At 66.2% G+C, this 22,019-nt stretch carries 18 protein-coding genes; 6 read left to right on the top strand and 12 right to left on the bottom strand.

The genetic code is table 11. The features are described from left to right. Positions 1–6: 6 nt before the first annotated feature. Positions 7–2,877, bottom strand: coding sequence for an autotransporter outer membrane beta-barrel domain-containing protein (locus tag M1L61_RS06280; RefSeq protein WP_248854452.1), 2,871 nt, complete (start codon positions 2,875–2,877; stop codon positions 7–9). A 254-nt stretch (positions 2,878–3,131) separates the two neighbouring features. Between M1L61_RS06280 and M1L61_RS06275 the strand changes: the two genes are divergently transcribed. From M1L61_RS06275 to M1L61_RS06255, 5 genes are read left to right on the top strand one after another with little or no spacing between them, the layout of a single operon-like run. Then, on the top strand, positions 3,132–3,641 hold the full coding sequence (locus M1L61_RS06275; protein WP_029379863.1) for an RNA polymerase sigma factor: 510 nt from the start codon (positions 3,132–3,134) through the stop codon (positions 3,639–3,641). Then, positions 3,638–4,606 carry a FecR domain-containing protein gene (locus M1L61_RS06270; protein WP_043396710.1) on the top strand — a complete coding sequence of 323 codons (969 nt, stop codon included), beginning with the start codon at positions 3,638–3,640 and terminating at the stop codon, positions 4,604–4,606. The genes M1L61_RS06275 and M1L61_RS06270 overlap by 4 nt, the downstream gene beginning before the upstream one ends. A gap of 11 nt (positions 4,607–4,617) precedes the next feature. After that, a complete protein-coding gene (locus tag M1L61_RS06265; RefSeq protein WP_248854451.1) occupies positions 4,618–7,416 on the top strand; it encodes a TonB-dependent receptor in 2,799 nt (932 codons plus the stop codon). Positions 7,417–7,462: 46 nt separating this feature from the next. Then, positions 7,463–8,419 carry a hypothetical protein gene (locus M1L61_RS06260; RefSeq protein WP_010483300.1) on the top strand — a complete coding sequence of 319 codons (957 nt, stop codon included), beginning with the start codon at positions 7,463–7,465 and terminating at the stop codon, positions 8,417–8,419. Next, entirely contained in the window at positions 8,416–9,135 is a 720-nt protein-coding gene (locus tag M1L61_RS06255; RefSeq protein ID WP_049411367.1) for a hypothetical protein, read from the top strand. The genes M1L61_RS06260 and M1L61_RS06255 overlap by 4 nt, the downstream gene beginning before the upstream one ends. Positions 9,136–9,251: 116 nt before the next feature. Here the strand turns inward: M1L61_RS06255 and M1L61_RS06250 are convergent, their stop codons facing one another. The 8 genes from M1L61_RS06250 to murJ form a co-directional block, all read right to left on the bottom strand. After that, positions 9,252–9,758, bottom strand: coding sequence for a hypothetical protein (locus M1L61_RS06250; protein ID WP_019337508.1), 507 nt, complete (start codon positions 9,756–9,758; stop codon positions 9,252–9,254). A 23-nt stretch (positions 9,759–9,781) separates the two neighbouring features. Next, positions 9,782–10,459 carry a lysoplasmalogenase gene (locus tag M1L61_RS06245; RefSeq protein ID WP_019337507.1) on the bottom strand — a complete coding sequence of 226 codons (678 nt, stop codon included), beginning with the start codon at positions 10,457–10,459 and terminating at the stop codon, positions 9,782–9,784. Next, entirely contained in the window at positions 10,456–12,339 is a 1,884-nt protein-coding gene (locus M1L61_RS06240) for a M61 family metallopeptidase (RefSeq protein ID WP_019337506.1), read from the bottom strand. The genes M1L61_RS06245 and M1L61_RS06240 overlap by 4 nt, the downstream gene beginning before the upstream one ends. 182 nt (positions 12,340–12,521) lie before the next feature. Then, the gene (gene ispH / locus M1L61_RS06235) at positions 12,522–13,472 is read right to left on the bottom strand and encodes a 4-hydroxy-3-methylbut-2-enyl diphosphate reductase (RefSeq protein ID WP_010483308.1); all 951 of its coding nucleotides are present in this window, start codon (positions 13,470–13,472) and stop codon (positions 12,522–12,524) included. 27 nt (positions 13,473–13,499) lie between these two features. Then, complete coding sequence (gene lspA, locus M1L61_RS06230) at positions 13,500–14,024, bottom strand: signal peptidase II (protein ID WP_019337504.1); 525 nt, start codon at positions 14,022–14,024, stop codon at positions 13,500–13,502. Continuing rightward, complete coding sequence (ileS, locus tag M1L61_RS06225) at positions 14,024–16,855, bottom strand: isoleucine--tRNA ligase (RefSeq protein ID WP_171954018.1); 2,832 nt, start codon at positions 16,853–16,855, stop codon at positions 14,024–14,026. Before ileS ends, lspA begins: the two co-directional genes overlap by 1 nt. Beyond that, on the bottom strand, positions 16,852–17,799 hold the full coding sequence (locus tag M1L61_RS06220) for a bifunctional riboflavin kinase/FAD synthetase (protein WP_010483316.1): 948 nt from the start codon (positions 17,797–17,799) through the stop codon (positions 16,852–16,854). The genes ileS and M1L61_RS06220 overlap by 4 nt, the downstream gene beginning before the upstream one ends. 75 nt (positions 17,800–17,874) lie before the next feature. Beyond that, positions 17,875–19,479, bottom strand: coding sequence for a murein biosynthesis integral membrane protein MurJ (gene murJ / locus M1L61_RS06215; RefSeq protein WP_071305668.1), 1,605 nt, complete (start codon positions 19,477–19,479; stop codon positions 17,875–17,877). A 117-nt stretch (positions 19,480–19,596) separates the two neighbouring features. On the opposite strand from murJ, the gene rpsT reads away from it, so the two are divergent. Further along, positions 19,597–19,866: a 30S ribosomal protein S20 gene (rpsT, locus tag M1L61_RS06210; protein ID WP_005408560.1), complete on the top strand. Its 270-nt coding sequence runs from the start codon at positions 19,597–19,599 to the stop codon at positions 19,864–19,866. Between the two features lie 168 nt (positions 19,867–20,034). Here the strand turns inward: rpsT and cgtA are convergent, their stop codons facing one another. From cgtA to rplU, 3 genes are all read right to left on the bottom strand, one after another. Further along, on the bottom strand, positions 20,035–21,087 hold the full coding sequence (cgtA, locus tag M1L61_RS06205; protein ID WP_134958411.1) for an Obg family GTPase CgtA: 1,053 nt from the start codon (positions 21,085–21,087) through the stop codon (positions 20,035–20,037). Between the two features lie 193 nt (positions 21,088–21,280). Further along, positions 21,281–21,544: a 50S ribosomal protein L27 gene (rpmA, locus tag M1L61_RS06200; protein WP_005415704.1), complete on the bottom strand. Its 264-nt coding sequence runs from the start codon at positions 21,542–21,544 to the stop codon at positions 21,281–21,283. Between the two features lie 18 nt (positions 21,545–21,562). Then, positions 21,563–21,871 carry a 50S ribosomal protein L21 gene (gene rplU, locus M1L61_RS06195; RefSeq protein ID WP_005408557.1) on the bottom strand — a complete coding sequence of 103 codons (309 nt, stop codon included), beginning with the start codon at positions 21,869–21,871 and terminating at the stop codon, positions 21,563–21,565. Between the last annotated feature and the right edge of the window lie 148 nt (positions 21,872–22,019).

Below are 22,019 nucleotides of genomic sequence, written 5' to 3'. Positions count from 1 at the left end.
TGCCACTTAGAACCTGTAGCCCAGGCCCAGCATCACGCCGTTCTGGATCTGCCCGTCGCGGCGCTCGCCCACGTAATCGGCCATGATCGACAGCCGCTCGCTGGCACGGCTGGTCACACCCAGGTTCCAGGCCAGCACCTGCTCGCCCACCGCCTGGCTGCTGGCGCCGAACACCAGATCCGGAGCTGCGGCGAAGCCGGTGCTGTAGCGGGCCTGCGAATCGCCCAGCTCCTTCTGCCAGACCACCCGGGCGCGCGGGGTGATGCGCTCACCGTTGTTGCCTTCGAAGGTCTTGAACAGCTGCAGGCCCGCACCCACGCGGATGCTCTCCAGGCTGCCACTGCGGCCAACCAGCGCACCGGCGCCCTGCCCTTCGTTGAAGCGGGTGGCCGACGTGCGCGCGTAGTCCACCACCGGCAGCAACGGCTGGATCACCAGGCCCTTGCCGGTGGTGAACGAGAACGCATGTTCAACACGTGCGGAGATCGCATCGTTGCTGTACTTCGCGCGCAGGGGCTGCTGCAGGCCATCGATACCGCCGATGCTGCGACGGGTGTCATGCCGCAGATCGGTGTAGCGCACGGCCGCCGACAGATAGCCGCGCGCGTACGTCACATCGAGGTAACCGCCCACGTCCAGCGCGCGCACATCACCGGTGAAACCAGAGCCATCGCTGGCCTTGGTCGACATGTCCGCCGCGGCCACGCTGACGCCCAGGGTCACGCGGTCATCGGCCACGCGGGTGTCGGCACCGACCACGATGCCGCCGATGTTGTGGCTCAGGCCGGCCACGCCACCGTCGGCATCGATGCGGCCATGGCTGGCGAAACCACGTGCCCAGATGCCATGGCTGCGTCCGGCGTCACCGCTACCCGCAACGCTGCCCGGCGCCGGTTCGACCAGGTGCATCGCCAGCTGGTTGAACAGGCTGCCATGGCGCATGCCCGGCTGGGAGGAGACCGACTGCGCCACCTGCGAGGCCAGGCCATCGGCATCGCCGCCGCTGCGCATGGCCGACTGGTGCTGCTGCACGACGTTGCCGATGCTGCCCACCAGTGCGGTGTCTGCCAGGCGCAGGCTGGCGTGCGCATCACCGCGCAGGGCACCGGCCTGTTGTGCGATCACATCGCGGTCGGCGAACTGCAGTGCGCCCAGCAGCGATCTCAGCCCCTTGTCCTGGCGATCGGAGGCCGTCGCCAGCGCACGGCCCAGGCCGTCGCCGGACGTACCGTTGGCGAACAGGCCCAGCTGGTCAAAGCCGGGGTTGGCGGTCAGCCACAGGCCATCGGCCGTCTGCTTCACGTTGAAGCTCAACAGCGAATTGTGGCGGGGACGGAACACATCACCGCTGATGCTGGCACTGTAGCCGGTGTCACCCAGGCGCACGGCCTCTTCGAAGCCACCCTGGTAGATCGGGCCCTCAACCAGATCACGACGGAAATCCTGGCCGTAGTAGCCCTGCGCCACGTTCAGTTCGAGGAAGGCCCCCTTGGAGATCACCAGTGCCCCCTCGGTCTGCTCGTCATCGAAGAAGGTACCCACGCGCAGGCGGCCTGCAGCGGTGCCGCCATTCTCTGTAACGTCGAACAGCACCTTGCCGCCCGGCATGATGTTGACGTAGCCATGGGTGACCAGGTCGCCACCGCGCGGCATCAGCGTGCCGAACACGCGCAGGCGGTTGAAACCGTCTTCGCGGTACGACGGGCCGGTGCCGTCCAGCAATGCAGCGCGGTCCATCGCCGTACCCGCCACGTCGCCATGGCCGACCAGCATGCCTGCGCCGAGCACGCGCACTTCCGATGCGCGCAGGGCACCGCCTTCCAGCGCGATGATGCCATTGTCGACCAGCATGAAATCCGCACCCGTCGTCGCGGACGTGCGCCAGGTGGCGCCGTTGGTCACCCGGATCACGCCCATGGCGTTGTCCAGCGTGGAGACATCCAGATCAGCCAGCCGCAGCTTGGACAGCAACAGGTCCTGGATGTCCGGGTCACTGAGGTAACCCTGCACCGACAGCGCACCGATGCCCTGCGGACCCTTGCTGGATGCGTTGTAGATGCTCTGCGCGAGATTGATGTAGGTGGATCGCCAGTCGGTATTCCAGCGCGCGAAATCATCATCGACGAACGCCTGCAACTGGCGTCCGGTACGCAGGTAGCCGGGGTTGATGTCGCCGGTCACGTTGGCGGTGACATTCAAGGTGTCGCCCGGATCGCGGTACCCGTTCGCGGTGATGATCCTGTTGCTGTAGATGTCCTGACCGGGGAACGACTCCAGCTTGCTGCCACTGCCATCGGGGTCGAAAGTGACCGAGGAACCGGTGCTGCGTGCCGGATCGCGGAACACCAGCAGGCCGTTCGGCTTCACCACTTCGTACATGGCCTTGTGCAGCAGCCCGGCATCCATGCCACCACCGTAGTTGCCGGTGTAGATCTGGGTCATGCGCGGCGACGGCGTGTAGATCACCTTGCCGCCGCTGCTGGCCGCGTGGATCTGCACCGAGTCGATGAGCGGCAGATCGCCGGCCAGATAGCGTTCGACGCCGCCAGACTGCATGATCGAGCAGGACGAGATGCAATTGCCGGACACGATGGTGTTCAGTCCGGAGGTGCGGATGATGCCCTGCAGCCACTCGCCGGCGATCAACGCACCACCATTGGACGTGCGCAGCACCACCTCACGGACCGGCCGGCCTTCGGCCTGCGCCTTGGCCAGCAGTGCCGGCAGGGACACCACGTCGGCGTAGGTCACATCGCCACTCAGGAAGATGCGATCGCCCTGCACGTGATAATTCATTGCCATGACGTCATCCACCACGGATATGGCGGCAACGCCCATCAGCCCGGCCAGGGCCAGGCTCAACTTCGAATACTTCATGTGTTCTCTCTCCACCCGCAACACGCGGGTAGAACGATCAACGCCGCAGTGGGGTGATCTCCCCCAGTGGAACGGATCGTGAAAAATGAATACATTCACAATGAGAATCCGATCGATGCACACTCTTCCCCATCCGGTCATCGTCGCGTAAAACTCGATGACGCATTCGCCACCGACAGTCGAGGCCAGCCCTGTCCACCCCGTCTCCCCTGATCCATCGCGCGCCGGAGCTACCCGCACCTGCGGATGCCTTCATCGCGTTCGTACGCGAAGAGCGCGCACCGCTGTGCGCGTTCCTGCGCACGCGGGGGGTCGGGCCTGAAGATGCGGAGGATATCGCGCAGGACTGCATGGAGCGGCTGATCCGCTACCGCGCACAGGGCCCGGACGAACTGCGCCTGCTGCTGTATCGTATCGCCCGCAACCGCCTGGCAGACCGCGGCCGCTCGCCGCAGTCGCGGCCGCATCTGCCGCTGGCCGAACACGATGGCAGCGACGAACCGTCCAGTTCCTCGCCCGATCCATTGCGCCAGGCCGAGTCAGGGCAGATGCTGTCCCTGCTGCGGCAGGCCCTGTTCAAGCTGCCCGAACGCGCACGCGAGGTCTATCTGCTCAACCGCATCACCGGCATGAGCTACACGCAGATCGCGCGGCATTGTGGAATTACTGCCAAGACCGTGGAAAAACATATCGCCCGGGCCCTGCAGGGCCTGCGTCAGGAGTTGGGATCGGATCCGCTGCACAACGACAGGGACGGCCAATGAGTGGCACCCCGCACAGGGATGATGCACAGCTGTTTGAACGCGCCAGCGCCTGGGTAGCCCGCCTGGAAGCCCCGGACTGCACGTCGGTCGAACGCGAGGCGTTCGAGGACTGGCTGGCCGAAGATCCGGCCCACGTCAAAGCCTGGGTGCAGGCCGAAACCCTGTTCCAGCAGGGTGCGGCGCTTGCGGCTGACCCTTGGCTGCGCACCGCCGCGGCACGGGCGGCGCGTCCGCCGCGCCGGCGCTGGCTGCCGGGCGTGGCCGCTGCCGCCGGTGTCTGCATGGCGATCGGCATCGGCTGGATGGTTGCCGTCGACGGCAACCCGACGCCGCAGGTCTACGCCAATGATTCGCACCAGCCACAGCAGCAGACGCTGGCCGATGGCAGCGTCGCCATGCTGGATGCCGGCACCACCCTCCACGCCCGCTTCGGCTGGCGCCATCGTGATCTGGTGCTGGAGCGGGGCCGGCTGCAACTGCAGGTCGCACCGTCGAACAAGGCGCTGAAACTGCACGCCGGCGACAGTACGATCCGCGACATCGGCACGACCTTCCAGGTCGAACGCCTGCGCGACGGCCTGGTCGAGGTCGCGCTGCTGGAAGGTGCCGTGGAAGTCAGCAACGGCGCAGCGCAGCACACGCTGGCGCCTGGCCAACAGCTGCAGGTACTGCCCTCCGGCCGCATCCAGCCGGGCCCTGCCCTCTCGTCCAACGCAGCCGCTGAAGGCTGGCTGCGGGGGCAACTGGTGTTCGATGCCACGCCCCTGTCGATCGTGGTCGAGCGCATGAACCGTTATGGCCGCACGCCGCTGGTGATCGTCGATCCGGAGATCACCGACCTGGCTGTAAGCGGCACCTTCCGCGCCGGTGATGCACAGGAGCTGCTGTCGGCGCTGGAACTGGGTTGGTCCGTGGCTGGCCAGACGCGTCCGGATGGCGCGCTGGAACTGCGCCGCACCTACTGAGGAGACCGGCAGTGACGGCAGGTCCGGGTGCGCTGCAGTGGGGGCTGCTCCGCGCCCTGCTATGCCTTGCACTGGGTGTTGCCGCACTACCGATGGCCGATGCCGGCGAGCCCGCCGGCACGCTGGAGATCGACGTGGGTGCGGGCCCACTGGTGCCGGCACTGCAGCAATGGGCCCGGCAGAGTGGCACCGCCCTGCTGTTCGACGCACGTGAACTGGATGATCTGCGCACCACTGGCACACGTGGCCAACGCGATACGGGGGCCTCCCTGAAGCTGCTGGTCGCCGGCCTGCCGGTGAACATCCTGCGCACGTCCTCGGGTGCCTTTGTCGTGCGACGTGTCCATCCCGAGCCACCTGCCACGCCACCGAAAGCGGTCGCAGCCCCGCGCCTGCCGCACCCGGCTCCCAGGTCCGCCGACACGCCACACCAGGTGGAACTGGCACCCATCCACGTCACCGGCAGCCGGCTGCCGCGCTCTTCGGTGCAGACCACACTGCCGGTCACCACCATCGATCGCGACGACATCCTGCGCAGTGGCTACGGCAATCTGTTCGACCTGCTGCGGCACCTGCCCGGCATGAACGGCCATCCCGCCATGAGTACCTCGCGCGGCGGCGATTCGCAGTACCTGCCGGTGGGTGCAGCGGCCACCACCAGCCTGGACGGCATGGGCCCGCGGGCGACGCTGTTCCTGGTCAACGGCCGGCGCCTGCCGCGTTATCCCATGGTGTCGCTGGAACAGGGCGGGCTCACCGACCTCGGCGGCATTCCGCTGAGCTTCGTCGACCGCATCGAACTGGTACGCGGCGGTGCCTCGGCCATCTATGGGGCCGATGCCATGTCCGGCGTGGTCAACATCATCCTGCGCGACCAGGCCGATGGGCCCGAAGCCATGCTGCAGACCGGACTCAGCAGCCGCGGCGATGCGGGCCAGTACCGCCTGCAGGCCGCCACGGGCGGCGCGCGTGGCAATGGGGACCGCTGGTTTGCCGGCCTGGATCTGCACCGTGTCGAGCATGTCGCCGGTGACCAGCGTGACTGGCATGCGGAAACCTCGCTGTATCCGATCGGCGCGATCTTCGGCAACTGGTACGTGCCCGCCCGACGCTGCGAGCCGCCCCTGAAGCGGCGCGAGGATGGCTGCTGGTTTGACAGCGCGCGCCCGCGTTCGCTGCAGCCCGCCTCGGATACCGCGTCGGCCTACCTGCACTACCGGCATGAACGTGGCGAGGGACGCTATGCCTATGTCGAGGCACGGGCCAGTCACAACCGTCAGCGCTTCGACCTGGGCCCGACTGCCGTTGCCGTAGTCTCGCGCGGAATCACCTTCAACAGTGTGCTGCGCGAGGCCGGCAACGTGCGCCCCAGCGTCCGCGCCACCGATGCGGACGTCACCGTCGGCATCGGCCGTGACCAGGGCCGGCGCAGCTGGGAGGCGGGCATCAGCGCGCAGCGCAGCGAAGTCACACTGTCCACTGCTGGCACCGTACGCACGACGCGCCTGCTTGAAGCAACGCAGGCGCGCAGGTTCACTCCCGGCTTCGACGCACCTCCGGCGGCCGAGGTGGACACGCTGTTTCCATCCATCCGCAACCGCGGCAGCACCGCACAATGGCAGGGCTGGTGGGGTGTGCAGCGTGAACTGATGGCAATGCCCGGGGGCAATGCGCAGCTGGCCACCGGCATCGACCTGCGCCATGAACGCTGGGTCTCGCGTCCGGATGCGCTGCTGAGCCAGGGCGACCTTGCGCTGGGCCTGCCGCAGCAGCAACGCCGCCTGTCGCGACAAAGCAGTGGCGTCTATACCGAGCTGGGCCTGCCGCTGGCACCCACGCTGCGCGCGGACCTGGCTGCACGCTGGGACCGCGACGGCGGCTTCATGGCGTTCTCGCCTCGTGCCGGGCTGCGCTGGAGCCCGACGCCGCACTGGTCGTTCCTGCTGGCCAGCGGGCGCGGTTACCGTGCACCGAGCCTGTTCGAGCAACGGCGGCCTCCCGGCTACTTCGGCTCGATCACGCTTCCGGTGTCCAGTGCCCTTCCGGAATGTGCAATCGCCACCCGCGGTGGCGGCTGCAGCGTCACGGCCAACGTCGTAGAGAACGATGCACTGAAGGCCGAGCGATCGCGCAGCCATTCGCTGGCAGCCACGTGGACACCCAACGACACGTTCTCGCTGTCGCTGACCCACAACATCGTGGAACTGCGCAACGAGATCCTCGCCCTGCAGCCCAGCGATGCGGTGTGGAATCGCAGTACCTGGGAACTGGATGAAGACGGCCACCTGAGCAGCCTGCGCCTGTCGTTCGACAACATCGGCCGCACCACCTCCCGCAACTGGGTGCTGCGTGGCGAGTACCGCATCGACAGCGGCAGCAACGGTCAGTGGTTGTTGTCGCTCGACGCGCTGAAACAGCAGGAGCTGCGCCGCCGCCGTGACCACGAGGCCGCCGTGGACCTGCGCGGCCACGTGACACCCGAGCTGGCTGCGGTGTTGAACGTGCAATGGCAGAACAGCAACTGGGACATCGCCCTGCGCGGCAACCAGGTCGGTCGCACCCGTGCCTGGCTGCCCGGGGCCGAGTGCCCGCAGGATCAGGTCGATCGGAACCACTGCATGAATCCACGCCAGCTGCGCTGGAACCTGCACCTCGCACGTCGGCTGGGGCCGCGCATCGTTGCAGCGCTGGATGTGCACAACGTACTCGATGCGCAACCGGTGAACTATCTGGTCGGCAATGGCGGACAGATGCCGGGCCTGGACGATCCGCTCGGCCGCTACTACCTGCTTACCCTGCAGTTCCGCTGAAGCGTAGTAATCTACGCGCCCTGTTCCACCGCGGTCCCCTTCCCCCATGAAAGCCTATCTCTGGTTCTGGGGCGCGTTCCTGCTGTTCTTCGCGTTGCCTTTTCCCTGCATTCTCTATTTCGGCACTTCGTGGCCGGTGGCGTTGGTCGACCGCAGCGCGCCGTGGCCGGCACTGTTGCTGCTCGCACTGTCGCTGGCCTTGTGGCTGACGCTGCTGTTCGCCTTCCTGCACTACCTGTTGCTGGGGCCACCGCGCGCACTGCACCGGGTGCAGTCGATCCTGGCCGACGGTGAACCGCGCAGTGCACTGATCGAACAGGCCGAACAGACCGGCGTGCAGGTGCGCGGCTTCGCGCAGTGGAAACTGCAGTTGTCCTTCAAGAACCTGTCAGGTACGCCGATCCGCGAACAGATGCTGGTGGTCGACAGCAAACCCCAGCTGCATCGCTTCGAGGTGGGCAGGCACATCGATGCGCGCCTGGGCCGGACGCCCGGGGCATTTCCCAACATCGTGCTGGACGGTGCGCAGCCCGAACTGAATGTCGCCAGCCTGTGGCGGCGTGGCATCGGTGCAGCACTCGGCATCGCAGCCGTTGCCGCTGCCTATGTGTTGGCCTACCGGCTGCAGAACGAGGGACTGGGCTGGACCTTCCTGTCGTTCGGTCACCCGCTGCTGGTATGCCCGCTGGTGCTGTGTGGCTATGCGCTGGGGCTGCGCCTGCTCGGCCGCCTGCTGCACGCCGATGCCCGCGGTGATGCGCTGAAGTATCGCGGCATCGGCGTGGAGGCCCGGGTATTGAAGGTCCGTCAGACCGGCACCTACCTCAACGAACAACCACAGGTGGAGTTCCAGCTGGAATACATCGACCGCGAAGGCAGCGTGCAGCAGGCCCGCGTGCGCCGCTTCATCCCGCTGATTGAACTGGCCAACATCCCGCGCGAGCACGTGACGCTGCTGTACGACCCGGATGACCGCAGCAACGTGCGGCTGGAGGGAATATGAAGCAGCCTCCCTCCACCCGCACGGTGTTCCTGGTACTGCTGCTGGTTCTGGCGGGCGCGGCCATTGCCGGCGGCGCAGTGCAGACCATCAGCGAAACGCTGGGGCATTCGGTACAGCCGGACCGGTTGCCCCCCTCCGTCCCGTCTCAGTCTCAGCGCGAACAACCCGTATCGCTTGTGCCGTCCCCGGCGCCCTTCCCCGCGGCGAGTACCGCTGCGGCGCCCGAGCGCAACAATCGCCTGTTCGATGCGGACTACCTGCTGGCTGCCCGTCAGGCACTGGAGCAGCTGCCGGCACTGGCCGGCCAGCGGCTGACGGTCTTCCACAGCATCCACTTCTACGACGATGGCCGCATCAACCTGGATCTGGTCGATCCGCAACAGCCTGGCCACGTCGACAGCTATCACTTTGAACGTGGCCAGTGGCGCAAGGGCAATCCGGTGAACCCGCAGCAGTTCGCGCCGACCATCAGCCTGCAGCGCAGCAGCACATCCCTGGCCAGCATCGATTTCGATGCCGTGCCACGCGTGGCCAAAGCGCTGCAGGAACAGCGCAATGCGCTGCAGAACCCCGCATCCGAAGTCGGCCATGTCTACGTGATCGTGCGCAAAGCCGGCAAACTGGTATGGCTGCCGGACGAAGTGGCCGGTGATCGCGAATCCGTGCGGCTGCAGTTCGACGCACAGGGCAACGCCCGCGGCGTAAGCCGTCAGTAGGCAACGCGACCCATCCAGCTCTGGCAGCCGTTACTCCAGCAGGTAGAGCAAGGCCATTTGTTCGCTGACGAGAAGACTTGAACCAGCCGGCAGCCAATGCGGATAGCCTCGATGGATCACAACTCCCAGTACTTGGAACCTTGGGTTTCATGCAGCCGGGATAGGAAGCCTGCAAGCGAGTCCGATGCTTCAGGCCAATCTTTTCGCTCGTCCAAAGGCAGGCAGACCAGCACCGTACCAAAGGCGTTCATCACCAGTAGATCTGAGTCGCCGTAGAAGCGGCCAAATACGACATCGCCGCTCCGGAAATCCAACGGACGCGAACCAGCGAGGAAGGTCGTCTGAACGTGTGCATCCTCGACGCTGAGCATCTCCATGCCCCATTGACCGAATTGCTCGTCCTTGAACAATTCCGCCGAAGCGTACACCTTCCAGAATGCGAGCAACTGCGCTGGGCAGCCCTGTAATCGCCGGTCTTCTGATATTGCAGCACCACGTTCTACGAAGAAGGATCGAAGCAGGAAAGGACACGCCCCATGCTGATGCATGGCGACCCGAGGCTTTGACCACTCCGCCCGGATGGCATCGATAACTGCAAACAGCGCGTTGATTCCCCTAGCCATCAGAAAATCATAACGAGGCCAGGCTAGCGATGACCAGGCAAAACTGAACGGGCTATGGCGTACTGCGCGCCGTAGTACGTGGACAACACCAGCAGGCTGGCCAACGGCAGGCCACCGGCGAAGCGGTCCCAGGCCAGCAGGGAATCGCTGGCCACGAACAGCAATGCACCTGCCGCGGCCCAGCGGGCGCTTCGGGCGTCCACGGCATCGGGCTGCGGGCTGCGCCACTGCCGTGCCAGGGCCAGCGCTGCCATCGATGCCAGCACCACCACGTATGCCAGCACCGGCACACGCATCGGCACCGGCAGGTGCGGCCACAGGCCAAGCACATTGAGTACGGCAAAGGCCGCCAGCAGGACGCTGGCGGCCAGCAGCCCACGCCCGGCACGCAGGCCATCGCGGAAGGCGACGATGTAGCAGACATGCGCCAGCAGGAACGCGACCAGTCCCGGCACGAACGCATCCATCGGCAGCATCAGCGCGATGTCGCCCACGCACGACAGCAGCATGCCGGCCAGCACCGCGCGGCGGTAGAACGGCTGCGCCGGATCATGCACACGGCAGGCGATGGCCGCGATCAGCAGCGTGGTCGCGGGCTTGGCCAGCCAGTGCAGCCATCGCCCATCGCCGTGCAGGAACGCGCCGACGATGGCGAGGATCGCCATCAACAGGACCACGCCATCGCGGGCGCGCGATTTCATCGCGCCTTCCACAGATCTGCAAGGCGGTCGGGCTTGCCGGTGATGCGCTCCAGCACCGGGTACTGCAGGCCACCGTGGTAAGCGATGCTCATGGTTTCAATGCGGTCGAACTGCTTCACCAGCAACATGATCGGCGCCTTGTCCTTCGCTGCCGCAGCCACCGCGTCCTTCAAGCGCTGGCTGCTGTACTCGCGCCCGCCCACCGCGATCACCTTCATGCCAGGTGCAAGACCGGCGTTGAAGGCCGGGCTGTCCCAGATCACATCACCGACCGTGCCGTTGTCGAGCACGGTCGCACCCAGCGAGTACGCCAGCAGCGCCGCCTTCGCGCGCTTCTCCTGCGCCTTGTAGGCATCGTTCGGGGTATCGCGGTAGACCAGCTTCCAACCCGCCAGCTCCAGGCCGCCAGTCAACGAACCGTGGCCGTCCAGGCGCCCGCGCAGGAACGTGGCCCAGTCGTACGGCGCGATGCCGTTCAAGGTCGCGACCACGTCATTGAAGGTGTACGGATTGACGTCCCAGTCGCCATTGCCGACGCCGAAAAAGGCGCGCGCGAAGTCGTCCAGGCTGCGGCGGTTGCCGCTCAGTTCGCGCAGCTTGCCCTCCACTTCCAGCCACAGCATCTGGCCGCCGGAGTAGTAGTCCTCGCTCATCTGGTAGTTGCGATACGGCAGCGTGCGACGCTGGGCGATGGTCGGGTCATTGGTGGTGTCCTGCAGCGGACGCCAGGCCAGGCCCGGGCGGCCACGGTCATAGGTCGCGGCCACATTGGCCAGCATGTCGCGCGCCTGCGCAGCCGACCACAACCCCGAGCGTGCTGCCAGCACCTGCCCCCAGAACTGGGTCTGCCCTTCGTACACCCACAGCAGGCTGTCGCCCATGGGCACGTTGAAGTTGGCGGTGGCCAGGTCGGCGCCGCGACGGTACTTGCCGTTCCAGGAATGGGTGTACTCGTGCGGCAGCAGGTCACGCATCCACGCGTTGCTGTCCCACTCGGTGAAGTAGCCCGGATCGGCACTGTTCTCGCTGGAACGGTGATGCTCCAGGCCGATGCCACCGAGGCGGTCGGTCAATGCCAGCAGGAACTCATAGTGGTTGTAGTGGCGCGCACCGTAGAGCTTGTCGGCCTGCTGCACCAGCGCGCGGTGCATCATGATCTGCGCCTCGCTCGGCTTCAGCGACTTGGCGTCGTCGGCAAACACATTGAGGTGCACCGGTACCTTCGCGCCCGGATCGAGATCAATGCGCTGATAGTGCTCGCCGGCAAACAGCGGCGAATCGACCAGGTGATCGTAGGAGATCGGCTTGAACACCACGGTGTCGCCGTCGCGGCGCGCGGTTTCCAGCGCAGTGGCGAATGACCAGCCCTTGGGCAAGGTCACGCTGGCCTGCGCCTGCAGCTGGCGCGCATCGACGCCGGCCGGATACAGCGAGTTGGCGTTCCACTGCAGGTTGAGCATCTCCGGAGTCATCACCACCCGCCCCTGGCTGCCACCCTGCGAAGACAGGAAATCGAAGTGGGCGACGATCTCGCTGGCGCCCTCCGGCACGTTCACCTTGAACGCATAGACGTTGTACTGATCGCGCTGCCAGGCCAGCGGCCTGCCGTTGGCGGTCACGCGCAGGCCGGCCAATTTATCGATCGGGCCGGTGGGCGAATGGTTGCCGGGAATCCACTGCGGGTACAGCAGGGTCATCGGGCCGGGTTTGGCCGGCACCGTGGCGGTCACCTTGAAGATGCGACGGGCCAGATCGCGCGCGTCGACCTCGATGCGCAGCAGGCCGGCAGCCGCCGCGTTCGCCGGTGGCGAGGTCTGCGCCAGTGCAGGCGTGGCCGCCAGCGCGAACAGCAACGACATCGCCAAGGCTCGGGTCTTCATCGGGCAACTTCCAACAACGGAGAATCTTCCGATGCTAGGCCTGTAACGTGCCCCGCCCCATGGCCAAAGGTCATGGGCAGGCCGCCCATCCTTGCATGCGAAAAAGCGTGCGAACCCAGGTTCGCACCCGCCAGAGCAGTTTCAGTAGATCCACGCCATGCGTGGATGAGGCGCTTCCGCGGTCAGTCGACCAACCGCAACCGCAGTTCCTTCGGCAGCGCGAACACCATCGATTCCGGTTCGCCGTCCAGTTCGCCCACGCCGCTGGCGCCCAGCTCGGCCAGGCGCGCGAGCACGCCGTCGACCAGCACCTGCGGCGCCGAGGCACCTGCGGTCACGCCGATGTGCTGCTTGCCTGCCACCCACGCCGGATCGATCTCGTGCGCGCCGTCGATCAGGTACGACTCCACGCCCTCACGGCGGGCCAGCTCGCTCAGACGGTTGGAGTTGGAGCTGTTCGGCGAACCTACCACCAGCACCAGGTCGCAGCGCTTGGCCAGGTCGCGCACGGCGTCCTGGCGGTTCTGCGTGGCGTAGCAGATGTCGTCGTTCTTCGGGCCCTGCATCGCCGGGAAGCGCTCGCGCAATGCATCGATGATGCCGCGCGTGTCGTCCACCGACAGCGTGGTCTGGGTGGTGTAGGCGAAGTTTTCCGGCTGGTTGATGTGCAGCGTGGCAACCTGCTCCACGTCCTCCACCAGGTAGATCTGGCCGGTGCCGGCTTCGCGGTTCCACTGGCCCATGGTGCCTTCCACTTCCGGGTGACCGGCGTGGCCGATCAGCACCACGTCACGGCCGGCACGGCAGTGGCGGGCGACCTCGAAGTGCACCTTGGTCACCAGCGGGCAGGTGGCGTCGAACACCTTCAGGCCACGACGATCGGCTTCCTGGCGCACGGCCTGGGACACGCCATGGGCGCTGAAAATGACTGTGTTGTTGTCCGGCACTTCATCGAGTTCTTCGACGAAGATCGCGCCGCGCTGCTTCAGGTCGTCGACCACGAAGCGGTTGTGCACCACTTCATGGCGGACGTAGATGGGTGCGCCCAGCGTTTCGATCGCGCGCTTGACGATCTCGATCGCACGATCGACACCGGCACAGAAACCACGCGGGTTGGCGAGCAGCACATCCATCAGTTCAATCTCCCGGCAGCGGCCGGCTTACGGTTTCGGATTGGCATTATCCGCCTTTTTGGCGGACTTGCCGTCGAACAGGCCAAACAGGGCGATGCCGATGGCACCCACCACGATGGCCGAATCGGCGATGTTGAACGAGGGCCAGGTGTAGCTGCCCACGTACCACTGGATGAAATCGACCACGTGGCCGTGCACCTGGCGGTCGATCACGTTGCCGATGGCCCCGCCGATGATCAGCGCATACGGCACGGCGGCCTTCCAGTTGCCACGGGCGGTGCCGCGCAGCCACCAGGCCATCAGGCCGCTGATGGCGATCGCCAGCACGGTGAAGAAGTGCTTCTGCCAGCCACCGGCGTCGCTCAGGAAACTGAACGCAGCGCCGGTGTTGTAGGTGCGGTACCAGTTCCAGAAGCCGTCGATGACCACCACCGGCTGGAACTCCGGCAGGCTCGACAGGACCCAGGCCTTGGACCACTGGTCCAGGCCGATGATCGCCGCCGACAGCAGCAGCCAGACCAGGGCGTTCGGATGTGGACGGGGCGCGGCCATCAGAACCAGCTCCGCACTTCACCGGCACCGGTGATGTTGCTCACGCAGCGACCGCACAGCTCCGGATGATCGGCATTGCTGCCGACGTCGGCGCGGTGGTGCCAGCAACGCACGCACTTGGCCTTGGTGGTCGGCTGGGCGCTGACGAACACCTCGTCGGTGGTCGCCGGACGCACCTGCACGTCACCACTGATGAACAGGAAACGCAGTTCATCGGCCAGCGGCTGCCAGCGCGCGGCCTGCTCTTCGCTGGCGGCGATGGTGATTTCCGCTTCCAGCGCGGCACCGATGGCACCGTTGGCGCGCATCGGTTCCAGCACCTTGGCCACCTGCTCGCGCACAGCCAGCAGCTGGTCGAAATCGGCGGCGTTGAGCTGCGCATCGGCCGGCAGCGGCGCCAGGCCGTCGTACCAGGTGGTGAACAGCACGTGGCCGGCGTGCTCGCCCGGCAGGTAGCCCCACAGCTCGTCGGCGGTGAAGGTCAGGATCGGTGCGACCCAGCGGGTGAACGCTTCGGCGATGTGGTACATCGCGCTCTGCGCCGAACGGCGACCGTGCGAATCGGTCGGCATCGTGTACAGGCGGTCCTTGGTCACATCCAGGTACAGCGAGCCCAGGTCCACGCTGCAGAAGTTCAGCAGCAGCTGCACGATCTCGGCCATGTTGTAGCCGTCGTAGGCCGCCTTGATCTTCTCCTGCAGCTCCCACGCGCGATGCACGATCCAACGGTCCAGCGCGACCATCTGATCCAGCGGCTGCAGGTGCTGGGCCGGATCGAAACCGTCCAGGTTGCCGAGCAGGAAGCGTGCGGTATTGCGCAGGCGACGGTAGGCGTCGGCATTGCGCTTGAGGATCTCCTGCGACAGCGACATCTCGTTGCTGTAGTCGGCCGAGGCGATCCACAGGCGCAGGATGTCCGCGCCCAGCTTGTTCATGATGTCCTGCGGCTCGATGCCGTTGCCCAGCGACTTGGACATCTTGCGGCCGTGCTCGTCCACGGTGAAGCCGTGGGTCAGGCACTGCTTGTACGGGGCGCGCTTGTCGATCGCCACGCCGGTCAGCAGCGAGGACTGGAACCAGCCGCGATGCTGGTCGGAACCTTCAAGGTAGAGGTCGGCCGGCTTGCCGAAGCCACGCGCGGCGAGCACGCCCTCATGAGTCACGCCCGAATCGAACCAGACGTCGAGGATGTCGGTGACCTTCTCGTAGTCGGACGCTTCGGCACCCAGCAGTTCGGCAGCATCCAGCGAATACCACACGTCGATGCCCTCGGCTTCGACGCGGTCGGCGACCTGCTGCATCAGTTCCACCGAACGCGGGTGGATCTCGCCGGTCTGGCGATGGGTGAACAGTGCGATCGGCACACCCCAGGTGCGCTGGCGCGAGATGGTCCAGTCCGGACGACCGTCGACCATGCTCTGGATGCGCGCCTTGCCCCAGGTCGGGAACCAGCCGACGGTGTCGATGGCGGCCAGCGCATCGTTGCGCAGGTTGGCCTTGTCCATCGAGATGAACCACTGCGGAGTGGCGCGGAACACCACCGGCGTCTTGTGGCGCCAGCAGTGCGGGTAGCTGTGGCGGATCGGATGGAACGCCAGCAGCGAACCGTTGTCGCGCAGCACGCCGACGATGGCCTCCTGCGCCTTCCACAGGTGCTGGCCAGCCAGCACCACGTCACCGGCCGGCGGGGTCGATTCCAGGTACACGCCACGGCCGTCGATCGGGGTCACCTGACCGGCGTTGTACTTGTCCAGCAGGCCGTACTTCTGGCTGACCACGAAGTCTTCCTGGCCATGGCCGGGGGCGGTATGCACCGCACCAGTACCGTCCTCGTCGGACACATGGTCGCCGTTGAGCACCAGGATCCCGCGTTCCGGGTAGAACGGATGCGCCAGGAGCTGGTTTTCCAGCGCCGCGCCGGTGGTTTCACCGTGCAGCACCACTTCGTCCACGCCGTAGCGCTGCAGTGCGCGCTCGGCCAGCGCGGCAGCCAGCACCAGCCAACGGCGCTTGCCGTTGTGCGCCGGGCCTTCGGCCAGCACGTAGTTGATTTCCGCACCCAGCGACACCGCCAGCGAGGCCGGCAGCGTCCACGGGGTGGTGGTCCAGATCGGCACCGCCACTTCGACGTCGGCCGGCACGCTCACGCCGAACGCCTGCCCGATGGCCTGCGCATCACGCGCGGCGTAGGCCACGTCGATCGCCGGCGATTCCTTTTCCTGGTATTCGATCTCGGCCTCGGCCAGCGCCGAGCCACAGTCGAAGCACCAGTACACCGGCTTGGCGCCGCGGACCAGGTGGCCATTGGCCACGACCTTGGCCAGCGCACGGATCTCGTTGGCTTCGAAGTCGAAGCTCAGGGTCTTGTACGGGTTGTCCCAGTCACCGGTCACGCCCAGGCGCTTGAAGTCCACGCGCTGGATGTTGATCTGCTCTTCGGCGAACTCGCGGCACTTCTGCCGGAATTCAACGGCGTCGAGCTTGGTGCCGACCTTGCCCCACTTCTTTTCGACCGCGATCTCGATCGGCAGGCCATGGCAGTCCCAGCCCGGCACGTAGGGTGCATCGAAGCCGGCCAGGTAGCGCGACTTGACGATGATGTCCTTCAGGATCTTGTTGACCGCGTGGCCCAGGTGGATGCGGCCGTTGGCGTACGGCGGGCCATCGTGCAGCACGAACAACGGGCGGCCGGCGGCGTTGTCGCGCAGCTGCTGGTAGAGCCCCTGCGCTTCCCACTGCGCCAGAATGCCCGGCTCGCGCTTGGGCAGGTCGCCGCGCATCGGGAATTCGGTGGCTGGCAGGTTCAGGGTGGTCTTGTAGTCCTGGCTCACGCAGTGGCTCGCAATCTATGTTCGGAAAGGATGGCGCGCGCCTGTTCGGCGTCGCGGTGCATCTGGTCGGTCAGGGCCGCCAGATCATTGAATTTCTCTTCGTCGCGCAGCTTGGCGACGAATTCCACTTCGATGTGTCGACCGTACAGGTCGCCCTGGAAATCGAACAGGTGGGCTTCCAGCAGCGGCTCCACGCCCTCCACCGTCGGCCGCGTGCCGAAGCTGGACACCGACGGCCACGGCTGGTCGAACACGCCGTGCACCCAGGTCGCGTAGATGCCCGACAGCGCAGGGGTCTTCGGGAAACGCAGGTTGGCGGTGGGGAAGCCCAGCGTACGGCCGAGCTGGCGCCCGCGCACCACCCGGCCGCTGATCGCGTACGGTCGGCCCAGCAGATCGTTGGCGCGGGCGAAGTCGCCCTCCTGCAGCAGCTGGCGGATGCGGGTGCTGGAGATGCGCTCGCCATGCAGGTCGACCGCTTCGATTTCACCCGCGGTGAAGCCCAGTTCGGCGCCCATCTTTTGCAGCAGGGCCAGGTCGCCGCGACGGCGGTTGCCGAAGCAGAACTCCGGCCCGATCCAGACCTCACGCGCACTCAGGCGATTGACAAGCAGCTGGTGCACGAAGGTCTCGGCCGGCATCGCCGCCATTGCCGCGTCGAAACGCAGCAGGCCGATCGCATCGACACCGAGCTCGCGCAGGATCTCGACCTTGCTGCGGGCCAGGGTCAGCCGCGGCGGCGGCGTGCCCTGGGCGAAGAATTCACGCGGCAGCGGCTCGAACGCCACGGCCACCGCGGCCACGCCCAAGGCGCGCGCGCGGGCAACCGCGTGGCGGACCAGCGCACGATGACCCAGGTGGAGGCCGTCGAATGCACCGATACAGACCACGCTTCCGTTCGGGAACAGCTCCCCGCCCTCGACGCTTCTGAACAGCCTGCTCATCAACTCTCGTTCCGGCCCGACCGGGGCCGCCGCTTCAATGGTGTAACCCTGAAGTATAGCCGCCACGGGCCGCGATCAATGCCCACGCAGGTCGCGCGCGCGGAAGCCCATCGCCAGCATGGCCACCGCGTAGGTCGCACCGCCACCGCCGACCAGCAGCGACAGGCTGCCGATCCGCTCCCAGACACCCATCGCGGAGAACGCTGGCAGCCAGTGCAACAGGGCCAGCAGCACACCAACCATGGCCGCACAGGCCAGCAGCAGGCGCAGCAGATAGCCGCCCCAGCCCGGCCGGCGCTGGTAGACGTCGGTCTTGCCCAGCCAGTACCACAACAGGCCCAGGTTCAGGTAACTGGACAGTGCGCTGGCAATGCCCAGCGCCAGGTGCAGGCCCGGCTGCTTGCCGATGGCCGCCATTACGCCCTGCGCTTTCAGCTCATCGGGCACCATCACCTGGTACAGCACGGCCAGCAGCGCGAAGTTGAACACCATGTTGGCCACCAGCGCGGCCACACCGGCACGGACCGGAGTCTTGGTGTCCTGGCGGGCGTAGAACGCCGGCAGCACCACTTTCAACAGGGCGAACGCCGGCAGGCCGAAGCTCAGGCCGTACACCGACAGCGCGGTCATGCGGGTGTCGAAGGCGCTGAACTGGCCATGCTGGAAGATGGTCGCGATCAGCGGCTCGGCCAGCAGCAGCAGGCCCAGCATGGCCGGCACCGAGATCAGCAGGGTCATGCGCAGGCCCCAGTCCAGCGAGCGCGAGAAGCCCTCGCGGTCAGTACTCACGTGGTGGCGGGCCAGCGCCGGCAGGATCACCGTGCCCAGCGCCACGCCGAACACGCCCAGCGGCAGCTCCAGGAAGCGGTCGGCCAGCGACAGCCAGGACTGCGAGCCATCGGTCAGCTTGGCCGCGATGACGGTGTCCAGCAGCAGGTTGATCTGCGCCACCGACGAGCCGAACAGGGTCGGCACCATCAGCGTCATCACCTTGCGCACGCCCGGGTGGCGCCAGCCCCAGCGCGGCAGGGTCAGCAGGTTGATGCCCTTCAGTGAGGGCAGCTGGAACAGCAGTTGCAGGATACCGGCGGCCAGTACCGCCCAGCCCAGTGCCAGGATCTGCTTCTCTGGAGTGCCGCCCAGCCGCGGGGCCAGCCACAGCGCACCGGCGATCATGCACAGGTTGAGGATGACCGGGGTCAGCGCCGGCATGGCGAAGCGCTGGAAGCTGTTCAGCGCACCGCCGGCCAGCGCGGTGAGAGAGACGAACAACAGGAACGGGAAGGTCAGGCGGAACAGGTCGATCAGCAGGCCCTGCTTCACCGGGTCGGTATCAACGCCGCTTGAGAAGACCGAGGCCAGCTGCGGTGCGAAGATCAGCGCCACGGCGGTGACCAGCATCAGCACCCCACCCAGGGTGCCGGCGGTACGGGCCATCAGTTCACGCAGTTCGGCGTGGCTGCGGGTTTCCTTCACTTCCGTGAACACGGGCACGAAAGCGGTGGCGAACGAGCCTTCGGCGAACAACCGGCGCAGGAAATTGGGTACCCTGAAGGCGACCCAGAACGCATCGGTGACCGCATTGGTGCCGAACGTGGTGGTGATCACCTGGTCCCGGACAAGTCCGAGCACCCGCGAGACCATGGTCATGCTGCTGAACGACAGCAGGCCTCGCAACATCTTCGGTGAACTCACTCAGCGTCCCTCTTGACAATCGACTTGACGTACATTTCTCGGGCCATCATACTAGCTAGCTTGCTGTTCCCATAACACCGATTTTTTCAGGAAACCACCACCGTGGCCAATATCAAGTCCGCCAAGAAGCGCGCCAAGCAGACCGTCGTGCGCAACGCGCGCAACGTGGCTCAGCGCTCGATGCTGCGCACCGCTGTCAAGAAAGTGATCAAGGCGCTGGACGCCAACGATGCCGCCGGCGCCGAAGCCGCCTTCGCCGTTGCCCAGCCGATCCTGGATCGCTTCAGCGCGCGTGGCCTGATCCACAAGAACAAGGCTGCTCGCCATAAGAGCCGCCTGAACGACCGCATCAAGGCCCTCAAGGCCGCCTGATCCGGCGTTGCCGCCCTGCCCTTCGGGGTTTGGGCTGCAGACAAAAGCCCGGCCTCGGCCGGGTTTTTTGTTGCCTGCGGTCCGGGCGATCCGCGGGGCCGCGCGGCCGGCACTACCAAATGAAAAACCCGGCCGAAGCCGGGTTTTTCGCACGGAACCACAACGGCATCACTGCGCGTTGCGGGCTTCCAGCTCGTCTTCCTTCTGGCGATCGAAGAACGCCATGATCCGGCTCATGATCGGGAAGGTGCCTTCGCGGCCCAGCGCCGAGACCAGGAACCACGGCTCCTTCCAGCCCAGCTCGGCGACGATCTGCTCGGCCGCGGCCTTCGCTTCGTCTTCGAACATCAGGTCAGCCTTGTTCAGCACCAGCCAGCGCGGCTTCTGCAGCAGCTCCGGATCGTGCTTTTCCAGTTCGCGCTCGATCGCACGCACCTGCTCGACCGGGGAAATGCCTTCCACCCCACCTTCCATCGGCGAGATGTCCACCAGGTGCAGCAGCAGGCGGGTGCGCTGCAGGTGGCGCAGGAACTGCGCGCCCAGGCCGGCACCATCCGCCGCGCCTTCGATCAGGCCCGGAATATCGGCAATCACGAAGCTGCGGTGGTTCTCCACCTTCACCACACCCAGGTTCGGGTACAGCGTGGTGAACGGGTAATCGGCCACCTTCGGCGTTGCCGCCGAAACGGCACGGATCAGCGTGCTCTTGCCCGCGTTGGGGAAGCCCAGCAGGCCGACATCGGCCAGCAGCTTCAGCTCCAGCTTCAGCGTGCGCTCTTCGCCCGGCTCGCCCGGCAGCGCCTGGCGCGGCGAGCGGTTGGTCGAGCTCTTGAAGTGCATGTTGCCCAGGCCACCGCGACCGCCCTTGGCCACCAGCAGGCGGTCGCCGTGCTGGGTCAGGTCGCCGATGACTTCATCGGTGGCAACGTTGATCACCACGGTGCCGACCGGCACGGTGATGGTCAGGTCTTCGCCGCCCTTGCCATAGGCCTGGCGGCCCATGCCGTTCTCGCCGCGCTGCGCCTTGAAGATGCGCTCATGGCGGAAGTCGACCAGGGTGTTCAGGTTTTCGTCGGCGCGGATGTACACGCTGCCGCCCGCACCGCCGTCGCCGCCGTCCGGGCCGCCGAGCGGAATGAACTTCTCGCGACGGAAGCCAATGCAGCCGTTGCCGCCGTTGCCGGCGAACACTTCGATTTCTGCTTCGTCTACCAGTTTCATTGTTTCGATGCCTGCGATGGGCGCGGCCTGACTGCCGTCGCCTTGAATGTCATGCCGGCCGCGGGCCGACAACCCGGCATGGCCGGTCTTGCGTTCACTCTAACGAAAAGCCCCGCCGAAGCGGGGCTCTCCATGCAACGTGCTCTTCATCCAGCACAGCCATGCCGGGGCATGGGTGCCGGCGATGCCTGGATCAGGCGTCGGCCGAGACGATGCTGACGGTACGACGCTTCTTGGCGCCCTTGACCGAGAACTCCACCTTGCCGTCCACGAGGGCGAACAGGGTGTGGTCACGGCCCAGGCCAACGCCCGAACCCGGGTGGAACTGGGTGCCGCGCTGACGCACGATGATGTTGCCGGCTTCGATGGCCTGGCCGCCGAAGATCTTGACGCCCAGGTACTTCGGGTTGGAGTCGCGACCGTTGCGCGAGGAGCCTACGCCCTTTTTATGTGCCATGACTGCTTCTCCTGATGCTTAGCCGGCGATGCCGGTGATCTCGATTTCGGTGTAGTACTGACGGTGACCCTGACGCTTCATGTGGTGCTTGCGGCGACGGAACTTGATGATCCGGACCTTGTCAGCACGACCCTGGGACAGGACCTTGGCGGTGACGGCAGCGCCCTTCAGCGCATCGCCCAGCTTCACGCCGTCGCTGTCACCCAGCATCAGGATGTTGTCAAACTTGATCTCGCTGCCGACTTCGACTTCGAGCTTTTCAATGCGGAGCTTTTCGCCCTGCGCCACGCGGTATTGCTTACCGCCGGTGACCAGTACTGCGTACATGACCAGGCCTTCCTCTGTAGTTATTGTGGTCTGAGCTGCCGCCATCGAGGGCGGACAGGAGCGGAATTTTACGCAGATCAGCGGGCGCGGGTCAAGTCAACCCCTGCACAGCCCGGGGCCGGCCCTGTAGGGCCCAGCCATGCCCGGC

Source organism: Stenotrophomonas sp. NY11291 (genome assembly GCF_023277365.1).
In the GTDB taxonomy this organism is placed as follows: domain Bacteria; phylum Pseudomonadota; class Gammaproteobacteria; order Xanthomonadales; family Xanthomonadaceae; genus Stenotrophomonas; species Stenotrophomonas geniculata.
This window is presented reverse-complemented; position numbering and strand designations above follow the sequence as displayed.